The organism is Archangium gephyra, from assembly GCF_042230915.1.
Lineage (GTDB): Bacteria > Myxococcota > Myxococcia > Myxococcales > Myxococcaceae > Archangium > Archangium gephyra_B.
The window spans coordinates 6,042,927-6,059,104 of sequence record NZ_CP102578.1; the positions used below are offsets into that span (position 1 = coordinate 6,042,927).

Here is a 16,178-nt window from a genome sequence, read left to right on the forward strand (position 1 = left end):
CCCCCATGGGGACGGTGGCATTGATCCACTTCAGGAAAGCGGTGTCCGCCATGAACCAGGCTGCCGAAGTCATCAACCTCGACGAGTTCCGCAAGCGCCGTGACGCCCCACCCGCGACGGCTCGCGCGCCCATGCCCGCGCCCCTCTGGTCGCCGGTCTGGGTCTGGGTCATGGTCTGGCCCCGCTGAGGCCCCGGAGTCCAATGCTGTTCCGGCATGGGACTCCGTCCCCGGTTGCACACCGTCCGGGCGGGAGGACGCTCCGTGGGTGTACCCGCACCGGAGAGCGCGCTAACCTCGCCGGCCGTGAGCCTCACACACCTCCAGTCCTTCGTCGCGGTGGCCGAGGAGGGCCACGTGGGCCGCGCCGCGCGCCGGCTCCACCTCTCCCAGCCGCCGCTCAGCCGCCACATCCTCGCGCTCGAGGACGAGCTGGGCACCCGGCTCTTCGAGCGCACGTCCCGCGGCATGCGCCTGCTGCCCGCGGGCGAGGCCTTCCTGTGCCACGCGCGCCGCATCCTCGCCGAGGTGGATGCGGCGGTGCTCGCCGTGCGCGGCCTCGGCGCGGACCGCACGGACCACTGAGTCACGGTTCTCGAACACCCACCCCGGGCCGGCGCACACCGGGCCGGCCCGAGGGGGTGCTCAGAGGGACGCGTCGGTGAGGAGGTAGCTCACCGTGCCGCTACAGCTGTTGCTCGAGGCGCAGCCGGCGCGCAGCAGGTGCGTGCCGAGCGTGTCCTGGGGAACGACGTACTCGAGGTAGGACTGGCTTCCCCCGCAGGCATTGTCGTTGATGGCCACTTCGGACTGCCCCGTCTTGCTCAACCGCAAGAAGGTGTCTCCACTGCCCCATGAGCCCGGCACACCGCAGGTGCCCACCTGGAGGCGCTGGCCTCCCACCAGGGGGAGCTCGCGGTTGGTGGTGCTGACGGTGGCGGTGCTCGTGTTGCTCGCGCTGTAGGAGAACGAGCCGCCGATGGTCCACACCACCGTGCCGCCGCAGAAGGAGAACAATCCCGCGCAATTGGCGCGCAGTTGGTACATGCCGCCGGCCCCAGGCGGGACAGTGTAGGTGAAGTTGGACAGGCTGCCGCCGCACGCGTTGTCGTTGTATGCCGCCTGGGTGCCCCAGGGCGTCATCAGCGTCAGCCGGGTGTCACCGAAACCCGAGGCCCCGTTCACACCACAGGTGCCCAGCGTGAGCGTCTCTCCCTCGAGCAGGGGAATCTCCCGGACGGCATACTTCGAGCCGAACCCCTGGTAGGTGAACTTGTTGCCGCCCTCCTTGCACCATCTGTTCAGGTAGGCCTGCTCATCGGGATCGGTGCTCTCCCACAGGTCTCCCGTCTGCTGCATGAAGAAGCGATTGAACACGTGGCAGTTGCGCGAGAGCAACGACTGCTTGGGCAACGCCCACTGGTTGTCCCAGTCCATCGAACGCATGAAGCCCAGCATGAGCTGGCCGTTGAAGCCGTTGGGGGCATCGTACGTGTCCATGAGCACGTCCAGGTTGGCGGGAGTCCAACCCGTCGTGCCAATCACCGAGTGCCACTGCGCCCGCGTGTCGAGGAAGGACATCTTGATGGCCGTGTACGTGTTGTAGGCCGGGGCGAACGCGTACGTGTTGAAACGGTCCGCGGCATTGCCGCTCACCGGGATCCCCATCAGCCGGTCCAGCTGCTCGCTCGAGGTGAGCGGGCTTGGCGGGTTGGCGGGCACCTCCTGGTTGACCTGATAGGGCTCCGGATCCATGAGCCCCTTCCAGTAGTCGAGATCCTCGCCAGTGGCCTTGTCGACCATGAAGTTGAGGATGTCGTCCTTGAGCTCATCGAACAGCGTGATGTTGATGATCTCCGCGAGGAACCGCCTCACGGTGGCGGACAGCCGGCACTGCGCATCCGGCGCGCCCGACATCGAGCACAGGTGGTCCTCCGCGTAGGTGAAGATGACCGCCTTGGCCCCATGGTCTTCCGACTCGGTGTCGGCCTTGTGGTTGGTCTGCATGAACAAGGCGCGAGCCACCTTGGTGCTCGTCGCCGGCCAGGCCTGCAGGCCTCGGTCGATATCCCGGACCCAGGCCTCCACGTAGGAGGTCGGCAGGCCGTTGATGAAGCGGTAAGCCAGCAGCAGCGCCTTGTACTCGAGAGCCTTCCGGCAGGCGTTGGGACGGTAGAAGGTGCACCGGTCCCAGTTCTCCCGGTACTGCTGCCTCAGCCATTCGACGTACCCGTAATAGCCGTGGATCTTGTCCTCGAGGCCCGCGCGCAGCTCGGTGAAGATGCGCGGCACGCTGTTGGGCAAGGTGCCCTGGGTGAGCTGCCAGACCTTGTTGCCCGAGCGTCCGTCGCGCGAGCGCCGGGCGTCGATCATGTTGTCGTAGATGAAGGTGTTCACCGCCGAGGTGTCGATGGTGTAGCGGGCTGGGACGCCTTCGGGCTTGTTGTCGTTGTCCGGGTTGTTGATGGAGACGTCGCCCAGGAAGGGCGTGCGGCGGCCCACATGTCCCTCGGTGGCGAGGTGCCGCTTGACGTTGCTGGGGGTCGTGACGTCGAAGGGCCCGCCCGCGTAGTGGTTGACGAGGGTGTGAGCGAACATGTCGCCAGCGGCGTGCGTGAGGAAGCCCATGACGAAGGCCCGCTGCTGGGGGGTGCTGGCCTTGGAGTAGAGGTGGCGCAGCCAGGGGTCCGAGTCGCTGCCGTCGTCGTCCGTGGCCGGGTGGATGACGCCCTGCCCGAAGAGGATGTCCGGGTAGGCGTCAGGCCCCAGCACGCCCGCGCGGAAGTACTCCGGGTAGTCGCGCAGCGCCTGGTAGATGGGGGCGGAGACCTGCCAGGTGCCGAGCGGCCCCAGGAGCTGGCGGTTGTGGAAATCCACCTGGTTCAGGGAGACGTAGCCGTTCTGGGCGAGGAGCTCCTCGCGGGCCTTCTCCGCGAGGTAGACGTGGGTGATGGGCTTCCACGCCCAGGCCGGAAGGGAGACGCCGAGCACGGTCAGGAAGAGGCAGGCCGCGAGCTGTGCGCGGATCAGGGAAGGGAAGGGGATCTTCACGGCGTGCTCCCGGTGCAGTTGCCCCCGATGAGCTCGAAGCGCTCCAGGGAGATGGCGACGATGGGCGCGCGATCGTCGTTGTCGTCGGTGATGTGCAGGCGGTACTTGCCGTAGGAGCCCGGCCTGGAGACGGTGTACAGGCGCCGCTCGACGCCGGCCCATTGGGTCTCTCCGGTGCGGCTGTCCACCGTCACCCAGGTGCTGCCGTCCCAGCCCTGCAGCGTGAAGTCACGCGGGGCACGCGAGGTGAGCGAGCCGTTGTTGAAGGTGAGCGCGTACCGGGTGATGGAGCGGGGCCCATCGCTCCACTCGTAGCCCACCCAGACGGGGTTGGACGTCCACGTCTCGGAGATCCAGAGGCTCGACTTGTTGGTGTCGAAGAGCTGCCAGGCCTCGTAGCTGGCCGAGCCGTCGAGGGTCCCCGAGCGCGTCACGAGACCGCTCGGCGTGGTGAGGCCGGTCATCGCGGGCACCTGGGGGGTGGCCGCGCAGGCCCAGAGGGTGCTCACTTCATGGGAGCCGTCGGGCCCGGTCCCGGGCGACAGCTCGGCGCGGGCCGTCTGGGTGGCCGTGCTCAACACCACCGCGGAGCCCTTGCCGCTCGAGTGCGGCACCAGCTTCCAGGCGTCGGCCCAGATCAGATCATCACCCACCGGGCTCGGGTGCCCCGCTCCGAGCAGGGCGTGCGTCTGGTCGGCCAGGAGGAAGGCGATGCCCGTCTTGTCGCTCTCGTCGTCGCCCACCTGCACCACCAGGTCGACCTTGCCGTCACCGTCGAAGTCGCCGTACTGGATGCAGGGCCGCGACAGGCAGCTGATCTCCATGTCCTCGCCATAGAGCGCCTCGAGGCGCTCGGCGGCCCACTCCCTGTCCGCGAGGTAGGACTTCCCCATGGGCCCCTCGAAGATGGGCTCCATCGTCACCATCGTGTTGGGCCGCTCGTAGGTGAACGTGCCCAGCTGCTCCTGCAACTGCTGGAGGGACTGCTCCTCCTCGGGCGTGTCCACCGGGTCGCGCAGGCTCTCGCGCAGCAGGGCGATCATCTCGTCCGGAGTGGGGATGGACTCGAAGGTGGGCTCGTCCAGCATCGCCGCGGCACTCTTCGCGGGCTCGGCGGGCGCCTCCGCGGGGGTTCGGTTCTCAGTGCAGGCGGTGATGCCCAGACACAGCGGCATCAGGACGTACCAGGGGTTGGATCGGATCAAGGACACACGAGGGGTGTGGGGGGATTGCCGCGGCGTGCGAGACGCCAGCGGCTCCCGTCATGTGCCAGAAATCCAGCTTAAACACAAATTGCCACTTTAGCTCAAAATGATAGGGATAGACGCTGGAGCCACGTAGTAGAAGGCCCGCATGCCCACGACGCGGGAACGGGTCCTCTCGGTGCAGGCGCTGCGCAAACAGTACGGCGCCACCGTCGCGGTCGACGGCATCTCCTTCGACGTGGGCCGCAAGGAGATCGTCGGGCTGCTCGGCCCCAATGGCGCCGGGAAGACCACCACCATCAACATGATCCTCGGCGTCCTCGAGCCCACCGCGGGGTCCATCCTCATCGAAGGCGTGGACCTCGCGAAGCGCCGCTCCCAGGCGCTCGAGCGCACCAACTTCGCCGCCGTCTACTCGCCCCTGCCCGGCAACCTCACCGTCCAGCAGAACCTGCGCGTCTCCGGCCTCATCTACGGCGTGAAGGGGCTCTCGGCCCGCATCGAGGAGCTGCTCGTGCAGTTCGACCTGGTGCGGTTCCGCGACACCAAGAGCGGCGTGCTCTCCTCGGGAGAGCAGACGCGCGTGGCCCTGGCCAAGGCCATGCTCAACCGTCCGCAGCTCCTGCTGCTCGACGAGCCCACCGCCTCGTTGGATCCCGCCACGGCGCAGGACATCCGCGCCCGGATCCGCGACTTCGCCACCCAGGGGACCGGCGGCGTGCTCTGGACCTCGCACAACATGTACGAGGTCGAGGAGGTCTGCGACCGCGTCCTCTTCGTCTCGCGCGGGAAGGTGTTGCTCGAGGGGGACCCCAAGCGCCTGCCGCGCGAGCACGGCAAGGCGAGCCTCGAGGAGCTGTTCATCACCGTGGCGCGGGAGCCGCTCGCGCTGGAGCGAGTCTGAGCCATGGCCATCACCCGCGCCGCCGCCATCGTCCTCCGTCAGTTCTACCTCATCCGCGGGAGCCCCGCGCGCATCTTCCCGCTCTTCGTCTGGGTCGCCATCGACATGGTGCTCTGGGGCTTCATGTCGCGCTACCTCAACAGCGTCACCGCGCCGGGCCTGGACTTCGTTCCCGCGCTCCTGGGCGCGGTGCTCCTGTGGGACTTCCTGACCCGCGTCATGCAGGGCGTGACCATGGCCTTCTTCGAGGACGTGTGGTCGCGCAACTTCCTCAACCTCTTCGCCACGCCGCTCTCCATCTCGGAGTACATCGGGGGCCTCGTGCTCTCGAGCATCGCGACCAGCTCGATCGGGCTGCTCGTCATGCTGCTCGTGGCGGGGGCGGCGTTCGGCCTGTCCCTGTTCACCTACGGCCTCCTGCTCGTGCCGTTCCTGCTGGTGCTCTTCCTCTTCGGCATTGCCCTGGGCATCTTCGGCGCCGCCATCGTGCTGCGGCTCGGGCCGTCCGCGGAGTGGTTCGTCTGGCCCATTCCCGCCGTGGTCTCGCCCTTCGCGGGCGTCTTCTATCCGCTCTCCACGCTCCCGGAGTGGATGCGTGCCGTCTCGCACCTGCTGCCCCCGTCCTACGTCTTCGAGGGCATGCGGACGATTGTCGCGGGCGGCGCCTTCTCGGCGGCCACGCTGCTCTGGGGCGTGGGGCTCGCCGTCCTCTACATCCTGCTGGCGTGCGGGTGCTTCACCCGGGTCTACCGCCATGCCGTGCGCACCGGCCTCATCGCCCGCTACAGCGCCGAGAGTGTGAGCTAGGCGCGCCTTCCTCCCGGGCCGCTGTCCGGTAGCGGACGGCCTCTCGGGCCGTGAGAAACGCTTGCGCCAGCACAGGAGTATTTTCTGGAGCAACAGCCTCGCCGAAGAGGCGTCGGCCGGGGGGGGACCGCGGCCGGAGCTCGTTGACCCTGAACAAGGAGGACGGCCTTGGGGGACGTGACCATCGCGGGAAGGAAGCTCCAGCATTTTCATATCGCCGCGTTCTTCCGCTCTCGCGAGGAAGAGTACGAGGTGCTCGGTTCCTACATTCGCGAGGGAATCGACGCGGGCGAGAAGGCGATCCACATCTGCGATCCCCTCCTGAAACATGATCACCTCCAGCACCTGGAGAGGATGGGCGTGCCCACCGGTGACTGCATGAGGACGGGGCAGCTCGAGGTGATGGGGTGGAACGAGGCCTACCTCAAGGAGGGCCGGTTCGACGGGGACTCGATGATGGCGCTCCTCGAGGAGGCGGTGATGACGAGCCGGGCCGAGGGCTTCTCCCGCGTGCGCATGATGGGCCACATGGAATGGGCGCTCGAGGAGCGGCCGGGAGCGGCGCGCTTCATCGATTACGAGTTCCGCGTCAACCACCTGCTCAACCGGCTGCAGCAGCCCGCGATCTGCGTCTACGATCTCAACCGCTTCAATGGCACGAGCGTGATGGACGTCCTGCGGGCCCACCCGTACGCGCTCGTCGATGGCGTGGTCCGTGAGAATCCGTACTACGTCCCGCCCGAGGAGCTCTCCACGCGGGACCGGCGTTCCTGAGCCAGGAAGGCGGCCCTCCATTGACCATGGAGCGCACCACCCTGTCGGAGCTCGCCGAGCTGGGAGCACTCGCGCTTCGCCGGCAGGTCAATGATCTATACGCCCTGCTCGAGCTGCCTTCCGTCTGGCAGGGCAGGGAGCCGGAGGAGCTTGCCCGGAACACCCTCGACATCCTCGTGTCGCGGCTGCGGCTGGACGTCGCGCTCCTGAAGATCCACGGACCGGAGGGGGCGCTCGACTGCTGCTTTCCTCCGGAGCTGGACCGCGAGGCGCTCCAGGCCGCGAGTGGGGTCTTCGAGCTGCCACGGCCGAACACGGTGGGCCGGACCCGGGTGCAGCTGGCCGCCGCCGAGCCCCCGGGGGAGGCCGGGACGATCATCGTCGGCTCCTGGCGGGAGAACTTCCCCACGGCGCATGAGCGGCACCTGCTCCAGCTGATCGCCAACCAGGCCGCGCTCGCGCTGCAGTCGAGCCGCGAGGCACGGGCACGCCAGCGGCTCGCGGAGGAACGGGGCCGGCTCCAGCGCGTGAACTCCGTGCTGTCCATGCTCCACGCCGTCTCGGACGGGCTCTCGCGGACGCACACCTCCGTCCAGGTGGCGGAGGTGATCCTCTCCTGGGGCCTGGACGCCATGGGCGCCACCGCGGGCAGCATGTACCTGGCCGACGAGACCGGGAGCGGGCTGCGGCTGATCCGCGCCGTGGGGTACCCCGAGACGCTGCTGCGCGACTACCAGCTCATCCCCGTGAACGCCGAGCTGCCGCTCGCGGCGGCGTTCCGCCAGAAGCGGGGCCTCTTCGGCAATGACTATCGTGGCCGTGCGCTCACCTACGCCACCGTGCCGCTGCTGATCGATGACCGGTGCCTGGGCGCGCTCGGCTTCAACTTCCCCGAGCCCCGGCCCTTCGAGGACGACGAGCGCGCGTTCATCCAGGCCCTGGCCCATCAAGCGGCGCAGGCGTGTGATCGCGCCCGGCTGCTCGAGGCCGAGCGCAGGGCTCGGCTCACGGCGGAAGCCAGGCAGCAGCGGGCGGATCTCCTGGCGGAAGCGAGCGCGCTGCTCGGCTCCTCGTTGGATCTGGAGGCGTCACTCACCTGGGTGGCCCGGCTCCTGGTGCCCCGGTTCGCCGACTGGGTCGTCCTCCACATGGTGGAGCGCACCCCGTCCGGTGCCGACGAGACGAAGACGCTGGCCATCCACCGCGAGCCGGACAAGCGCGGGCTCGCGCGGGAGCTGGGCCTCTCCCTGCTCTCGGCGAGGAGCGAGGCTCGCTCCTGTGTCACGAACAACTCGGTCCTGGCGCCGATCGCGGCGCGCGGCCGGGTCCTCGGGGCCATCGTCCTGGGAAGCGAAGAGGTGGGCCGCTACGACACCGAGACACTGGAGCTCGCCGAGGAGCTGGGGCTGCGCGCGGGCGTGGCGCTCGACAACGCGCGCCTCTACCAGGAGGCCCGCGAAGCGGACCGCCGCAAGGATGAGTTCCTCGCGATGCTCGGCCATGAGCTGCGCAATCCCCTCTCGCCCATGGTCACCGCCCTCCAGTTGATGCGGATGAAGGACGGCGGCGCCCTCGAGCGCGAGCGGACCATCATCGAGCGGCAGGTCGAGCACCTCACCCGGCTCGTCGATGATCTGCTCGACGTCTCGCGCATCACCCGCGGGAAGGTCCAGCTCAAGCGGGGGCGAATCGATCTCACGGCCGTGCTGATCAAGGCCGCCGAGATGGCGGCGCCCCTGTTGGAGCAGCGCTCGCACCACCTGGAGCTGCCTCCGGCGGCCGGACCGCTCTTCGTGGACGGGGACCCGGCGCGGCTCGCCCAGGTGCTGGCGAATCTCCTCAACAACGCCGCGAAGTACACCGACCCCGGAGGACGCATCGTCGTCAGCGCGGTGGGGGAGGGGGAGCAGGCCGTGGTGCGCGTCCGGGACAACGGCGCGGGCATCGCGTCCAACATCCTGCCGAGGATCTTCGACATGTTCGTCCAGGAGGGCCGGTCGATCGACCGGTCCCAGGGGGGACTCGGCCTGGGCCTGGCCATCGTCCGCAGCCTGGTCGAGCTGCATGGCGGCGCGGTCTCGGTGCACAGCGAGGGCCTGGGCCGTGGGAGCGAGTTCGTGGTCCGCTTGCCGCTCCTCACGCAGCACGTCACCGCGGGAAGCGGGGAGCGGCGCCTGGCGCCCGAAGCGCCCACCCCCCGGGGAGACCCCCGCTCCGTGCGGCTCCTGCTGGTGGACGACAACCGCGACTCGGTCGAGCTGCTCACCGAATTCCTGGACACGAAGGGGTACGTCACGCGGATGGCCCTGGATGGTCCCACCGGGCTCGAGGCGGCCAGCGCGTTCCAGCCCCACATCGCGCTGCTGGACGTAGGCCTTCCGGTCATGGATGGCTACGAGCTCGCGTCGCGGCTGCGCCAGGAGCCCTCCCTCAAGGGCATCAAGCTGGTGGCCATCACGGGTTATGGGCAGGAGTCGGATCGTCACCGCGCGCACGCGGCGGGGTTCGACATGCACCTGGTCAAGCCCATCGAGCCCGGCCAGTTGCTGCGCATCCTCCGGGACTTGCTCGAGGCGCCGGAGCAGACGGTGCCTCCCCCCTGACCTTGCGGACGGTTGGGTCAGATGGACAGGAAGGGGATCGGCCACCGGCGCATGCGGTAGGGCACTCCCACCAACCACTCTCCAAATTGGAGTGCGAGCTGCTCCTCTCGCAGGATGGCCAGGATGCGCTGCTCCTCCGCGTCCATGGCCACCTCGCCCAGGCGCCTGGGGACCGTGAGCGCGGCGAAGACCCGCAGGGCGCTCGGGTCGTCCAAGGTGAAGCGGGCCCCCTCCTGCTCCCCCTTTCGGAAATCCTTCACCAGGACGAAGCCGGGGCCCGAGCGCCAGTAGCACAACCCGTAGCGGTGGCCCTCGTGCCACGCGGCGAGCCGCCCCGCTGCCTCTCCCCTCGAGGCCGGCGGCTCCAGGTGGTTGAGCGCCCAGGCCGGCGTTTCGCCGGTGAGCGTCCCGCGCCAGTCCACCCGGAGACCGTGAGACATCGCGTCACGCAGGAACCGGACGAAGTGGATGCTCTGCTCGGGCTGCTCCTCCCCCAGCTCCATCCACCAGGGGACCTCGACCTCCACCACCCCGAGCGCCACGAGCCGCTCTATTTCCCCGTCGGAAGGCCAACCCGTGGGAGCCGCGCCCTGCAAATGCAGGAACACATCCCGCTGCCGCCCGCCCGCCACCAGCGCGTCGGACAGCCCGGTCCAGCCCCTTGTGTCCAGGGGCAGATCCAGCCGGGTGGGGCTCTGGGTACGCATGTCATGCATTCTCATGGACTCGCTCCTGGGCATGGCGCCGGGGAGCACGCACCCGCTGCCGGTTCTCACGCGTCGCCAGCGCGACGAAATGTCCGCCCTCCTCGAAGACCAGCCCCTGCTGCTTCCAGGCGGCGAGTCTTTCCTCGAGTTGCCAGGTGGTCACCGGCACTCCCTCCTTCTCCAGCAGCCGCTGGAGCCCCTCCGGGGCCTGCGGCCGCTGCAACCCGAGGTAGAGCGCCACCTCTTCCGGCGTCTCCAGGCAATACTCGGCGGGAGGCCGGTCCGCCCGCGAATCCCGAAGGTACACCCGCGCTCCGTCTTGGCACCAGGTCAGCTCGCTGCGGGCATGGAGCTCCTTCCACCCATCGACAGCGCGCTCCAGCCGCGCTTCGCTTTCCCCTCGCAGCCCCGCATCGGCCGTGTCGAACAGATACACCAGGTCCATCAGCTCCGGCTCGGGCAGCGCGTAGACGTAGGAGTAGAAGCGCGCCGGGCGCCGCTCGGCGAACCCGAGAGACGGACGCTCGAAGTTGGGACTGAACCGCTCGAGCGCGATGCGGGTCGCGCCTCCGGGCGGCTGCAGGTGCACCAGGTTCGGCAACTGCTCGATGATGCTCTCGTAATCCTCGGGCCCCTCGCCCGGGAAGCCGTACAGATAGTTCCAGGACACGGTGAGCCCCGCAGCCTGGCAGTCGCGGAGGACCTGCACGTTGTGACAGCCCGACACTCCCTTGTCCATGAGCTTCAGGACCCGCGAGCTGAGGTTCTCGATGCCCGGCTGCACGTGCATGACCCGAGCCGCCCGAAGCAGCTGGATCTGCTCCAGCGTGAGGTTCGATTTCACCTCGTAGTGGATCCTCAGGTCCCAATCCGAGGAGGCCAGACGTGGGAGCAGTTCCTTGAAGTAGCGGAGGTCGATGATGTTGTCGACCATCATCACGTCCAGCGTCTTGTAGCGCTCGAGCGCGCTCCGTATCTCTTCCCACAGCCGCGTGGGGGGCTTGCTCCGGAACATCATCATCGACCCGTTGAGCCCGCAGAAGGTGCAGTGGTGCTTCTGACCCCACCAGCAGCCCCGGGCCCCCTCCAGCACCAGCTTGGGCTCGAGGTAGTTCTGGAGCGGTGACGTCTCCAGGGCTGCGAAGTACGAATCGAAGTCGGGGGCGGGAACCTGCTGCATGGGAAAGGGAGCGGTCCGATCGGGGTTCACCATGGAGCTGCCCTCCGAGCGCCAGCACAGTCCGGCGATGTCGGCGTACCTCCCGTGCCCTCCCATCGCGTCGAGCAGTTCCACGAAGGCCTGCTCGCCCTCTCCACGAACGACGAAGTCCAGGAAGTCGAAGTTGCGGTGCAGCGCGGCCCCTTGGGGCCCATCGCAATTGGCTCCGCCCATCACGGTGAGGAGCTCCGGCTTGCGCCGCTTGAGTTCCCGGGCGAGCGCCAGGGAGGCGACGTTCTGCATGAAGGTGCTGGAGAAACCCACCACGTCGCAGCCGAGCGCGAGTACCTCGTCCGCCAGTGCCGCGATGAAGGTGCTCGAGAGGCGGTGCATCTCGAGCGCTGGCCCGGGGTCCTGCCCCACGCCGGACAGATAGTGCGCGTACTCCTCGCTCTTCCACTCGGGGACGTCGTAGAGCGCGGGAGTGAAGATCCAATCCCCCACGCCATGAAAGATGCCGTGCTCCGCAACGCGCACGTAGTGGGACGGCTGCAGGCGGCCGTTGGAGCTCGCCAGCAGGAACTCGGCCCATCGCAGGAAGGCCTGGAGCTCGAGGGTCTCGTGCTGCTCCCGACAGCACTTCACCCGCTGCCGGAGGAGCCCGATGGCCAGTGAGGGGCTGTCCAGCGAATGCCAGGGCATCGATATCAAGAGGATTCGCATCGTGAGGCTCGAAGAAAGGAAAGGCGGGGCCAGGAAGCCAGGCGCCCTGGCCCCGCTGAAGTGGGGCTCCGCCGGACTACGAGTTGCTCGGCGCGCTCTGGACCGTCCGCACCTTCTCGATGCTGATCGAGATTGCGTTACCGCTTTGAGCAGAGCTGAGCAGGTTCGTCTTCTTCATGGCTTCCTTCCTTTCTGGTGTGTCGCGGGCGACCCACTCGCGGCATGCGAGCCGGTGCCCGTTGTCTGAGTAGGGAAGCCTCCGGAAATCTGTGATGTGGGCACGGTCTCGAATCGGCGGGGAGCGGGAAGACCCCGCCCGGCTGCTGGAGGCCCTGGGACCGAGCGAGCCCCTTGGCCCTGGCTCGAACAGCGATAGGGGCCCATCACAAATGCCGGGAGCCGAGCCCATCCGCAGAAGGCGCCCGCATGAGCCGCAAAGTGAAAACCGGATCTCCCATGACCTGCTCGCCGACCTTCAGGGTCGTCTGGAGCGGCCAACTGCTCGCCCAGCTGGGCTCGGGACTGACGAGCTTCTCGTTGAGCGTATGGACCTACCAACGTACCGGCTCGGTCACACAATTCGCGCTGCTCACCTTCTCCGGCGCCTTGCCGGGCATCCTGCTGTCGCCCCTGGCCGGAGTGGCGGCGGATCGCCGGGACCGCCGTTGGATCCTGCTCCTCTGCGATGGGTGCTCGGCGTTGTGCGCGCTGCTGATGGCGATGCTGCTGGTGACGGGGCGCCCGCAGCTGTGGCTGCTCTGCATGATCGTCGCGCTGAACTCCGCCATCAGCGCCTTCCGGATGACTGCCTACTCCGCCGCCCTTCCGCAGATGGTCCCCCGCGAGCAACTCCCCCGGGCCAATGGCATGACGGAGCTGGCGCGCTCAGTGGTGTTCGTCGCATCGCCCCTGTTGGCGAACGCGCTGGTGGGCCTCGTCCACATCCAGGGCGTCCTCCTCCTCGAGATGGCGGCCTTCCTCCTCTCCGGCCTCGCCCTGCTGAGCGTCCGTTTCGCCGGACCGGAGCACCTCGAAGCACGCGCAGCGGAAAGGGGTGCACTGCTGCGCGAGGGGGCCTATGGGTGGCGCTACATCACGGCGCGCTCCGGGCTGTTGGGGTTGCTGCTCCTCTACGCCGCCGTCAACTTCGCCTTCGCCTGCGCGGAGGTGCTGATGCCACCGCTGCTCCTGAAGCTCGCGACGCCAGCCGCGCTGGGGAAGGTGATGGCGAGCGGCGGCGTGGGCCTGGTGGTTGGAGGCTTCGCGGCGGCGGGGTGGCGAGGGCCGGCGCGGCGCGTACGCGCCATCCTGGGCTGCGGGCTCCTCCTGGGGCTGAGTCTGGTGATGACTGGCATGGGCTCGTCCCTGCCGTACCTCATGGTTGCCTCCTTCATGACGATGCTCTGGGTACCGCCCATCGCTGCCTGGAGCCGCGCCGTCTGGCAACTCAAGGTCGCGCCGGAAGTGCAGGGACGCGTCTTCGCCACCCGGACGGCCGTCGCGTCGTTCACCATGCCGCTGGCCTACCTGAGCATGGGGCCGCTGGCGGATCGCGTCTTCGAGCCGCTGATGGCCCAGGGAGGGCCGTTGGCGAGGTCTCTCGGCCCGTTGCTCGGGACGGGCCCGGGGCAGGGGCTCCGGTTGATGTTCGTCGTCGTGGGCCTGATTCCCGTGCTTGCCTCGCTGGGAGGAGTCCTGCACCCACGGGTGCGGCGTGTGGAGCGGGAGCTTCCGGATGCCCTCCCGGGACCGTGGACTTCCAGCCCGGCGAGCAGGAGGGAGGAGCAGGGCAGGGCAGAACGGTAATAGACCCCCGGCGCGTCCTCCTCGAGCCCTGCCCCCATCCCCGCCGTGCTCCTCGCCGTCGTGAGCGTGCAGGGCGGCGCCGCCTTCGCGAAGGAGTTGCTGCGCATCCTCCGGGAGCTGCTCGAGGCGCCGGAGCAGACGGTGCCTTCCCCCTGAATTTCGCACGGGCTCGGGATTAAGTGGCGGGCCGCGCTGTTGGGGCGCGGACTTTTTTCAGGGGCTCCTATGACATCCCAGAACCGACGTATCCCAGGTGCCGCGCGCGTGGTGCTCACGGCCAGTGCCTCCGCGTTGCTCGCCGCGTGCGCCACCTCCGCGCCCATGGACAAGCCGGCCGCGCCCGAGCAGGTGAAGCCCGCCCCCGCGGCGCCACCCGCCGCCGCCCAGGCACCTTCCGCCAAACCCACCTATGGCACCTTCGGCGTCGACACCGCCGGAATGAGCCCGGCCGTGGCCCCCGGTGACAGCTTCTACCGCTACGTCAACGGCACGTGGCTCGAGAAGACGGAGATTCCGGCGGACCGGTCCAGCTACGGCATGTTCACGCGGCTGGCGGAAGAGGCGAGCCGCCGCACCCGCTCGTTGATCGAGGAGGCCACCGGCGCCAACGCGCCCGAGGGCAGCGAGGTCCGCAAGCTGGGTGATCTCTTCGCCAGCTACATGGATGAAGCGGGTATCGAGGCCAAGGGGCTGGCGCCGCTGAAGCCCGAGCTCGACCGCATCGCCGCCATCAATACCCGGAAGGAGCTGGCCGCGGCGCTCGGGGAGACGCTGCGCGCCGACGTCGACGCGCTCAACACGGGTGATGTCACCTCGGACCGGCTCTTCGGCCTCTGGGTGACCGAGGACCTCAACGAGCCGTCGCGCTACGCCGCCTATCTGCTGCAGGGCGGCCTGGGCCTGCCGGATCGCGACTACTACCTCGTGGACAACGCCCGCTTCAACGAGGTGCGTCAGAAGTACCAGCAGCACATCGCCGCCATGCTGGGCCTCGCGGGCATCCCCGACGCGGAGGCCAAGGCCAGGCGCATCTTCGAGCTCGAGCGCAACATCGCGCGGGTGCACTGGACCCAGGTGGACACGCAGGACGTGGCCAAGGTCAACAACCCCTGGCCCCGGAGCGAGCTCTCCAATCGCGCGCCCGGCCTCGACTGGGAGGCCTACCTCGGGGCCGCGGGCCTCGGGCAGCAGCGCGAGTTCATCATCTGGCAGCCGAGCGCGCTGACGGGAATCGCGAAGCTCGTGGGCAGCGAGCCGGTGCAGACCTGGAAGGACTACCTGGCCTTCCACGCCATCGCGCGCGGCGCGCCCTTCCTGCCCAAGGCCTTCGTGGACGAGAGCTTCGCCTTCAACGGCCGCGTGCTCTCCGGCGCGCAGCAGCTGCGCGAGCGCTGGAAGCGCGGCGTGGACGTCACCGGCGAGGCGATGGGGGAGGCCATCGGCAAGCTCTACGTGGAGAAGTACTTCCCGCCGGAGGCCAAGGCCGAGGCCGACAAGATGGTGCGCAACATCGTCACGGCGCTCGGACAGCGCATCGACGCGCTGGCGTGGATGTCGCCGGAGACGAAGGCGCGTGCGAAGGAGAAGCTGGGCACCCTCCAGGTGGGCATCGGCCACCCGGAGAAGTGGCGGGACTACTCGGGGCTGGAGATCGTGCGCGGGGACGCCTACGGCAACGCCCAGCGCGCCTCGCGCTTCGAGTACCAGCGCAACCTGGCCAAGCTGGGCAAGCCGGTGGACCGCTCCGAGTGGTTCATGCCGCCGCAGCTGGTGAACGCGCTGAACTCGCCGCAGCAGAACTCCATCATCTTCCCGGCGGCCATCCTGCAGCCGCCCTTCTTCGACGCGAGCGCCGATCCGGCGGTGAACTACGGCGGCATCGGCTCCGTCATCGGGCACGAGATCGTTCACAGCTTCGACGACGTGGGGGCCCAGTTCGACGCGCGCGGCAAGCTGGCCAACTGGTGGACGAAGGAGGACGCGGAGAAGTTCAAGGCCGCGGGCCAGGCGCTCGTCGCGCAGTACAACGCCTACCGCCCGCTGCCGGACCTCGCGATCAATGGCGAGCTGACCCTGGGTGAGAACATCGCCGATATCGCCGGTGTGGCGATCGCCCTGGATGGCTACCGGCTGTCGCTGGGCGGTAAGCCGGCGCCGGTGCTCGAGGGCTTCTCCGGCAAGCAGCGCTTCTTCCTCGGCTTCGGGCAGATCTGGCGCAACAAGTATCGCGAGCCGACCCTGCGCCGCATCCTGCTGACGGACGGGCACTCGCCGGGCGAGTTCCGCGCGTCGACCGTGCGCAACATCGATGCCTGGTACCAGGCCTTCGAGGCGAAGCCCGGGCAGACGCTCTACCTCACGCCCGAGCAGCGCGTGCGCATCTGGTAGAGCAGGGCAGGGGAGACAGGTTCAACGCCTGTCTCCCTGGCCCGTCACGTGA

General features: G+C 68.6%; 12 protein-coding genes. 8 read left to right on the forward strand and 4 right to left on the reverse strand.

Features of this window, described 5'->3' with window-relative positions:
- Positions 1 to 50 precede the first annotated feature (50 nt).
- Both NR798_RS23675 and NR798_RS23680 read left to right on the forward strand, forming a co-directional pair.
- A complete protein-coding gene (locus tag NR798_RS23675) occupies positions 51 to 188 on the forward strand; it encodes a hypothetical protein (protein ID WP_375764739.1) in 138 nt (45 codons plus the stop codon).
- Positions 189 to 305: 117 nt separating this feature from the next.
- Entirely contained in the window at positions 306 to 584 is a 279-nt protein-coding gene (locus NR798_RS23680) for a LysR family transcriptional regulator (protein WP_375764740.1), read from the forward strand.
- A gap of 60 nt (positions 585 to 644) precedes the next feature.
- On the opposite strand, the gene NR798_RS23685 is transcribed toward NR798_RS23680, so the two are convergent.
- Positions 645 to 3,050, reverse strand: coding sequence for a hypothetical protein (locus NR798_RS23685; RefSeq protein WP_375764741.1), 2,406 nt, complete (start codon positions 3,048 to 3,050; stop codon positions 645 to 647).
- The gene (locus NR798_RS23690; RefSeq protein ID WP_375764742.1) at positions 3,047 to 4,255 is read right to left on the reverse strand and encodes a hypothetical protein; all 1,209 of its coding nucleotides are present in this window, start codon (positions 4,253 to 4,255) and stop codon (positions 3,047 to 3,049) included. The genes NR798_RS23685 and NR798_RS23690 overlap by 4 nt, the downstream gene beginning before the upstream one ends.
- 148 nt (positions 4,256 to 4,403) lie before the next feature.
- Here NR798_RS23690 and NR798_RS23695 point away from each other — a divergent pair, with 148 nt between their 5' ends.
- The 4 genes from NR798_RS23695 to NR798_RS23710 all read left to right on the forward strand — a co-directional run bounded on the left by NR798_RS23695 (position 4,404) and on the right by NR798_RS23710 (position 9,343).
- Positions 4,404 to 5,159 (forward strand): ABC transporter ATP-binding protein, encoded by a 756-nt coding sequence (locus NR798_RS23695; RefSeq protein ID WP_375764743.1) that lies wholly within the window; start codon positions 4,404 to 4,406, stop codon positions 5,157 to 5,159.
- A gap of 3 nt (positions 5,160 to 5,162) precedes the next feature.
- Positions 5,163 to 5,966, forward strand: a complete 804-nt coding sequence (locus NR798_RS23700) for an ABC transporter permease (RefSeq protein ID WP_375764744.1) — start codon at positions 5,163 to 5,165, stop codon at positions 5,964 to 5,966.
- Positions 5,967 to 6,143: 177 nt separating this feature from the next.
- A complete protein-coding gene (locus tag NR798_RS23705; RefSeq protein ID WP_375773815.1) occupies positions 6,144 to 6,740 on the forward strand; it encodes an MEDS domain-containing protein in 597 nt (198 codons plus the stop codon).
- Positions 6,741 to 6,766: 26 nt separating this feature from the next.
- Positions 6,767 to 9,343 carry an ATP-binding protein gene (locus tag NR798_RS23710; protein ID WP_375764745.1) on the forward strand — a complete coding sequence of 859 codons (2,577 nt, stop codon included), beginning with the start codon at positions 6,767 to 6,769 and terminating at the stop codon, positions 9,341 to 9,343.
- A 17-nt stretch (positions 9,344 to 9,360) separates the two neighbouring features.
- Here NR798_RS23710 and NR798_RS23715 read toward each other — a convergent pair whose 3' ends face one another.
- Both NR798_RS23715 and NR798_RS23720 read right to left on the reverse strand, forming a co-directional pair.
- Complete coding sequence (locus tag NR798_RS23715; protein ID WP_375764746.1) at positions 9,361 to 10,065, reverse strand: DUF5825 family protein; 705 nt, start codon at positions 10,063 to 10,065, stop codon at positions 9,361 to 9,363.
- Complete coding sequence (locus NR798_RS23720; RefSeq protein ID WP_375764747.1) at positions 10,052 to 11,932, reverse strand: RiPP maturation radical SAM C-methyltransferase; 1,881 nt, start codon at positions 11,930 to 11,932, stop codon at positions 10,052 to 10,054. Before NR798_RS23720 ends, NR798_RS23715 begins: the two co-directional genes overlap by 14 nt.
- Before the next feature lie 456 nt (positions 11,933 to 12,388).
- Between NR798_RS23720 and NR798_RS23725 the strand changes: the two genes are divergently transcribed.
- Complete coding sequence (locus tag NR798_RS23725; RefSeq protein WP_375764748.1) at positions 12,389 to 13,738, forward strand: MFS transporter; 1,350 nt, start codon at positions 12,389 to 12,391, stop codon at positions 13,736 to 13,738.
- Between the two features lie 225 nt (positions 13,739 to 13,963).
- On the forward strand, positions 13,964 to 16,126 hold the full coding sequence (locus NR798_RS23730; protein ID WP_375764749.1) for a M13 family metallopeptidase: 2,163 nt from the start codon (positions 13,964 to 13,966) through the stop codon (positions 16,124 to 16,126).
- The last annotated feature ends 52 nt before the right edge of the window (positions 16,127 to 16,178 follow it).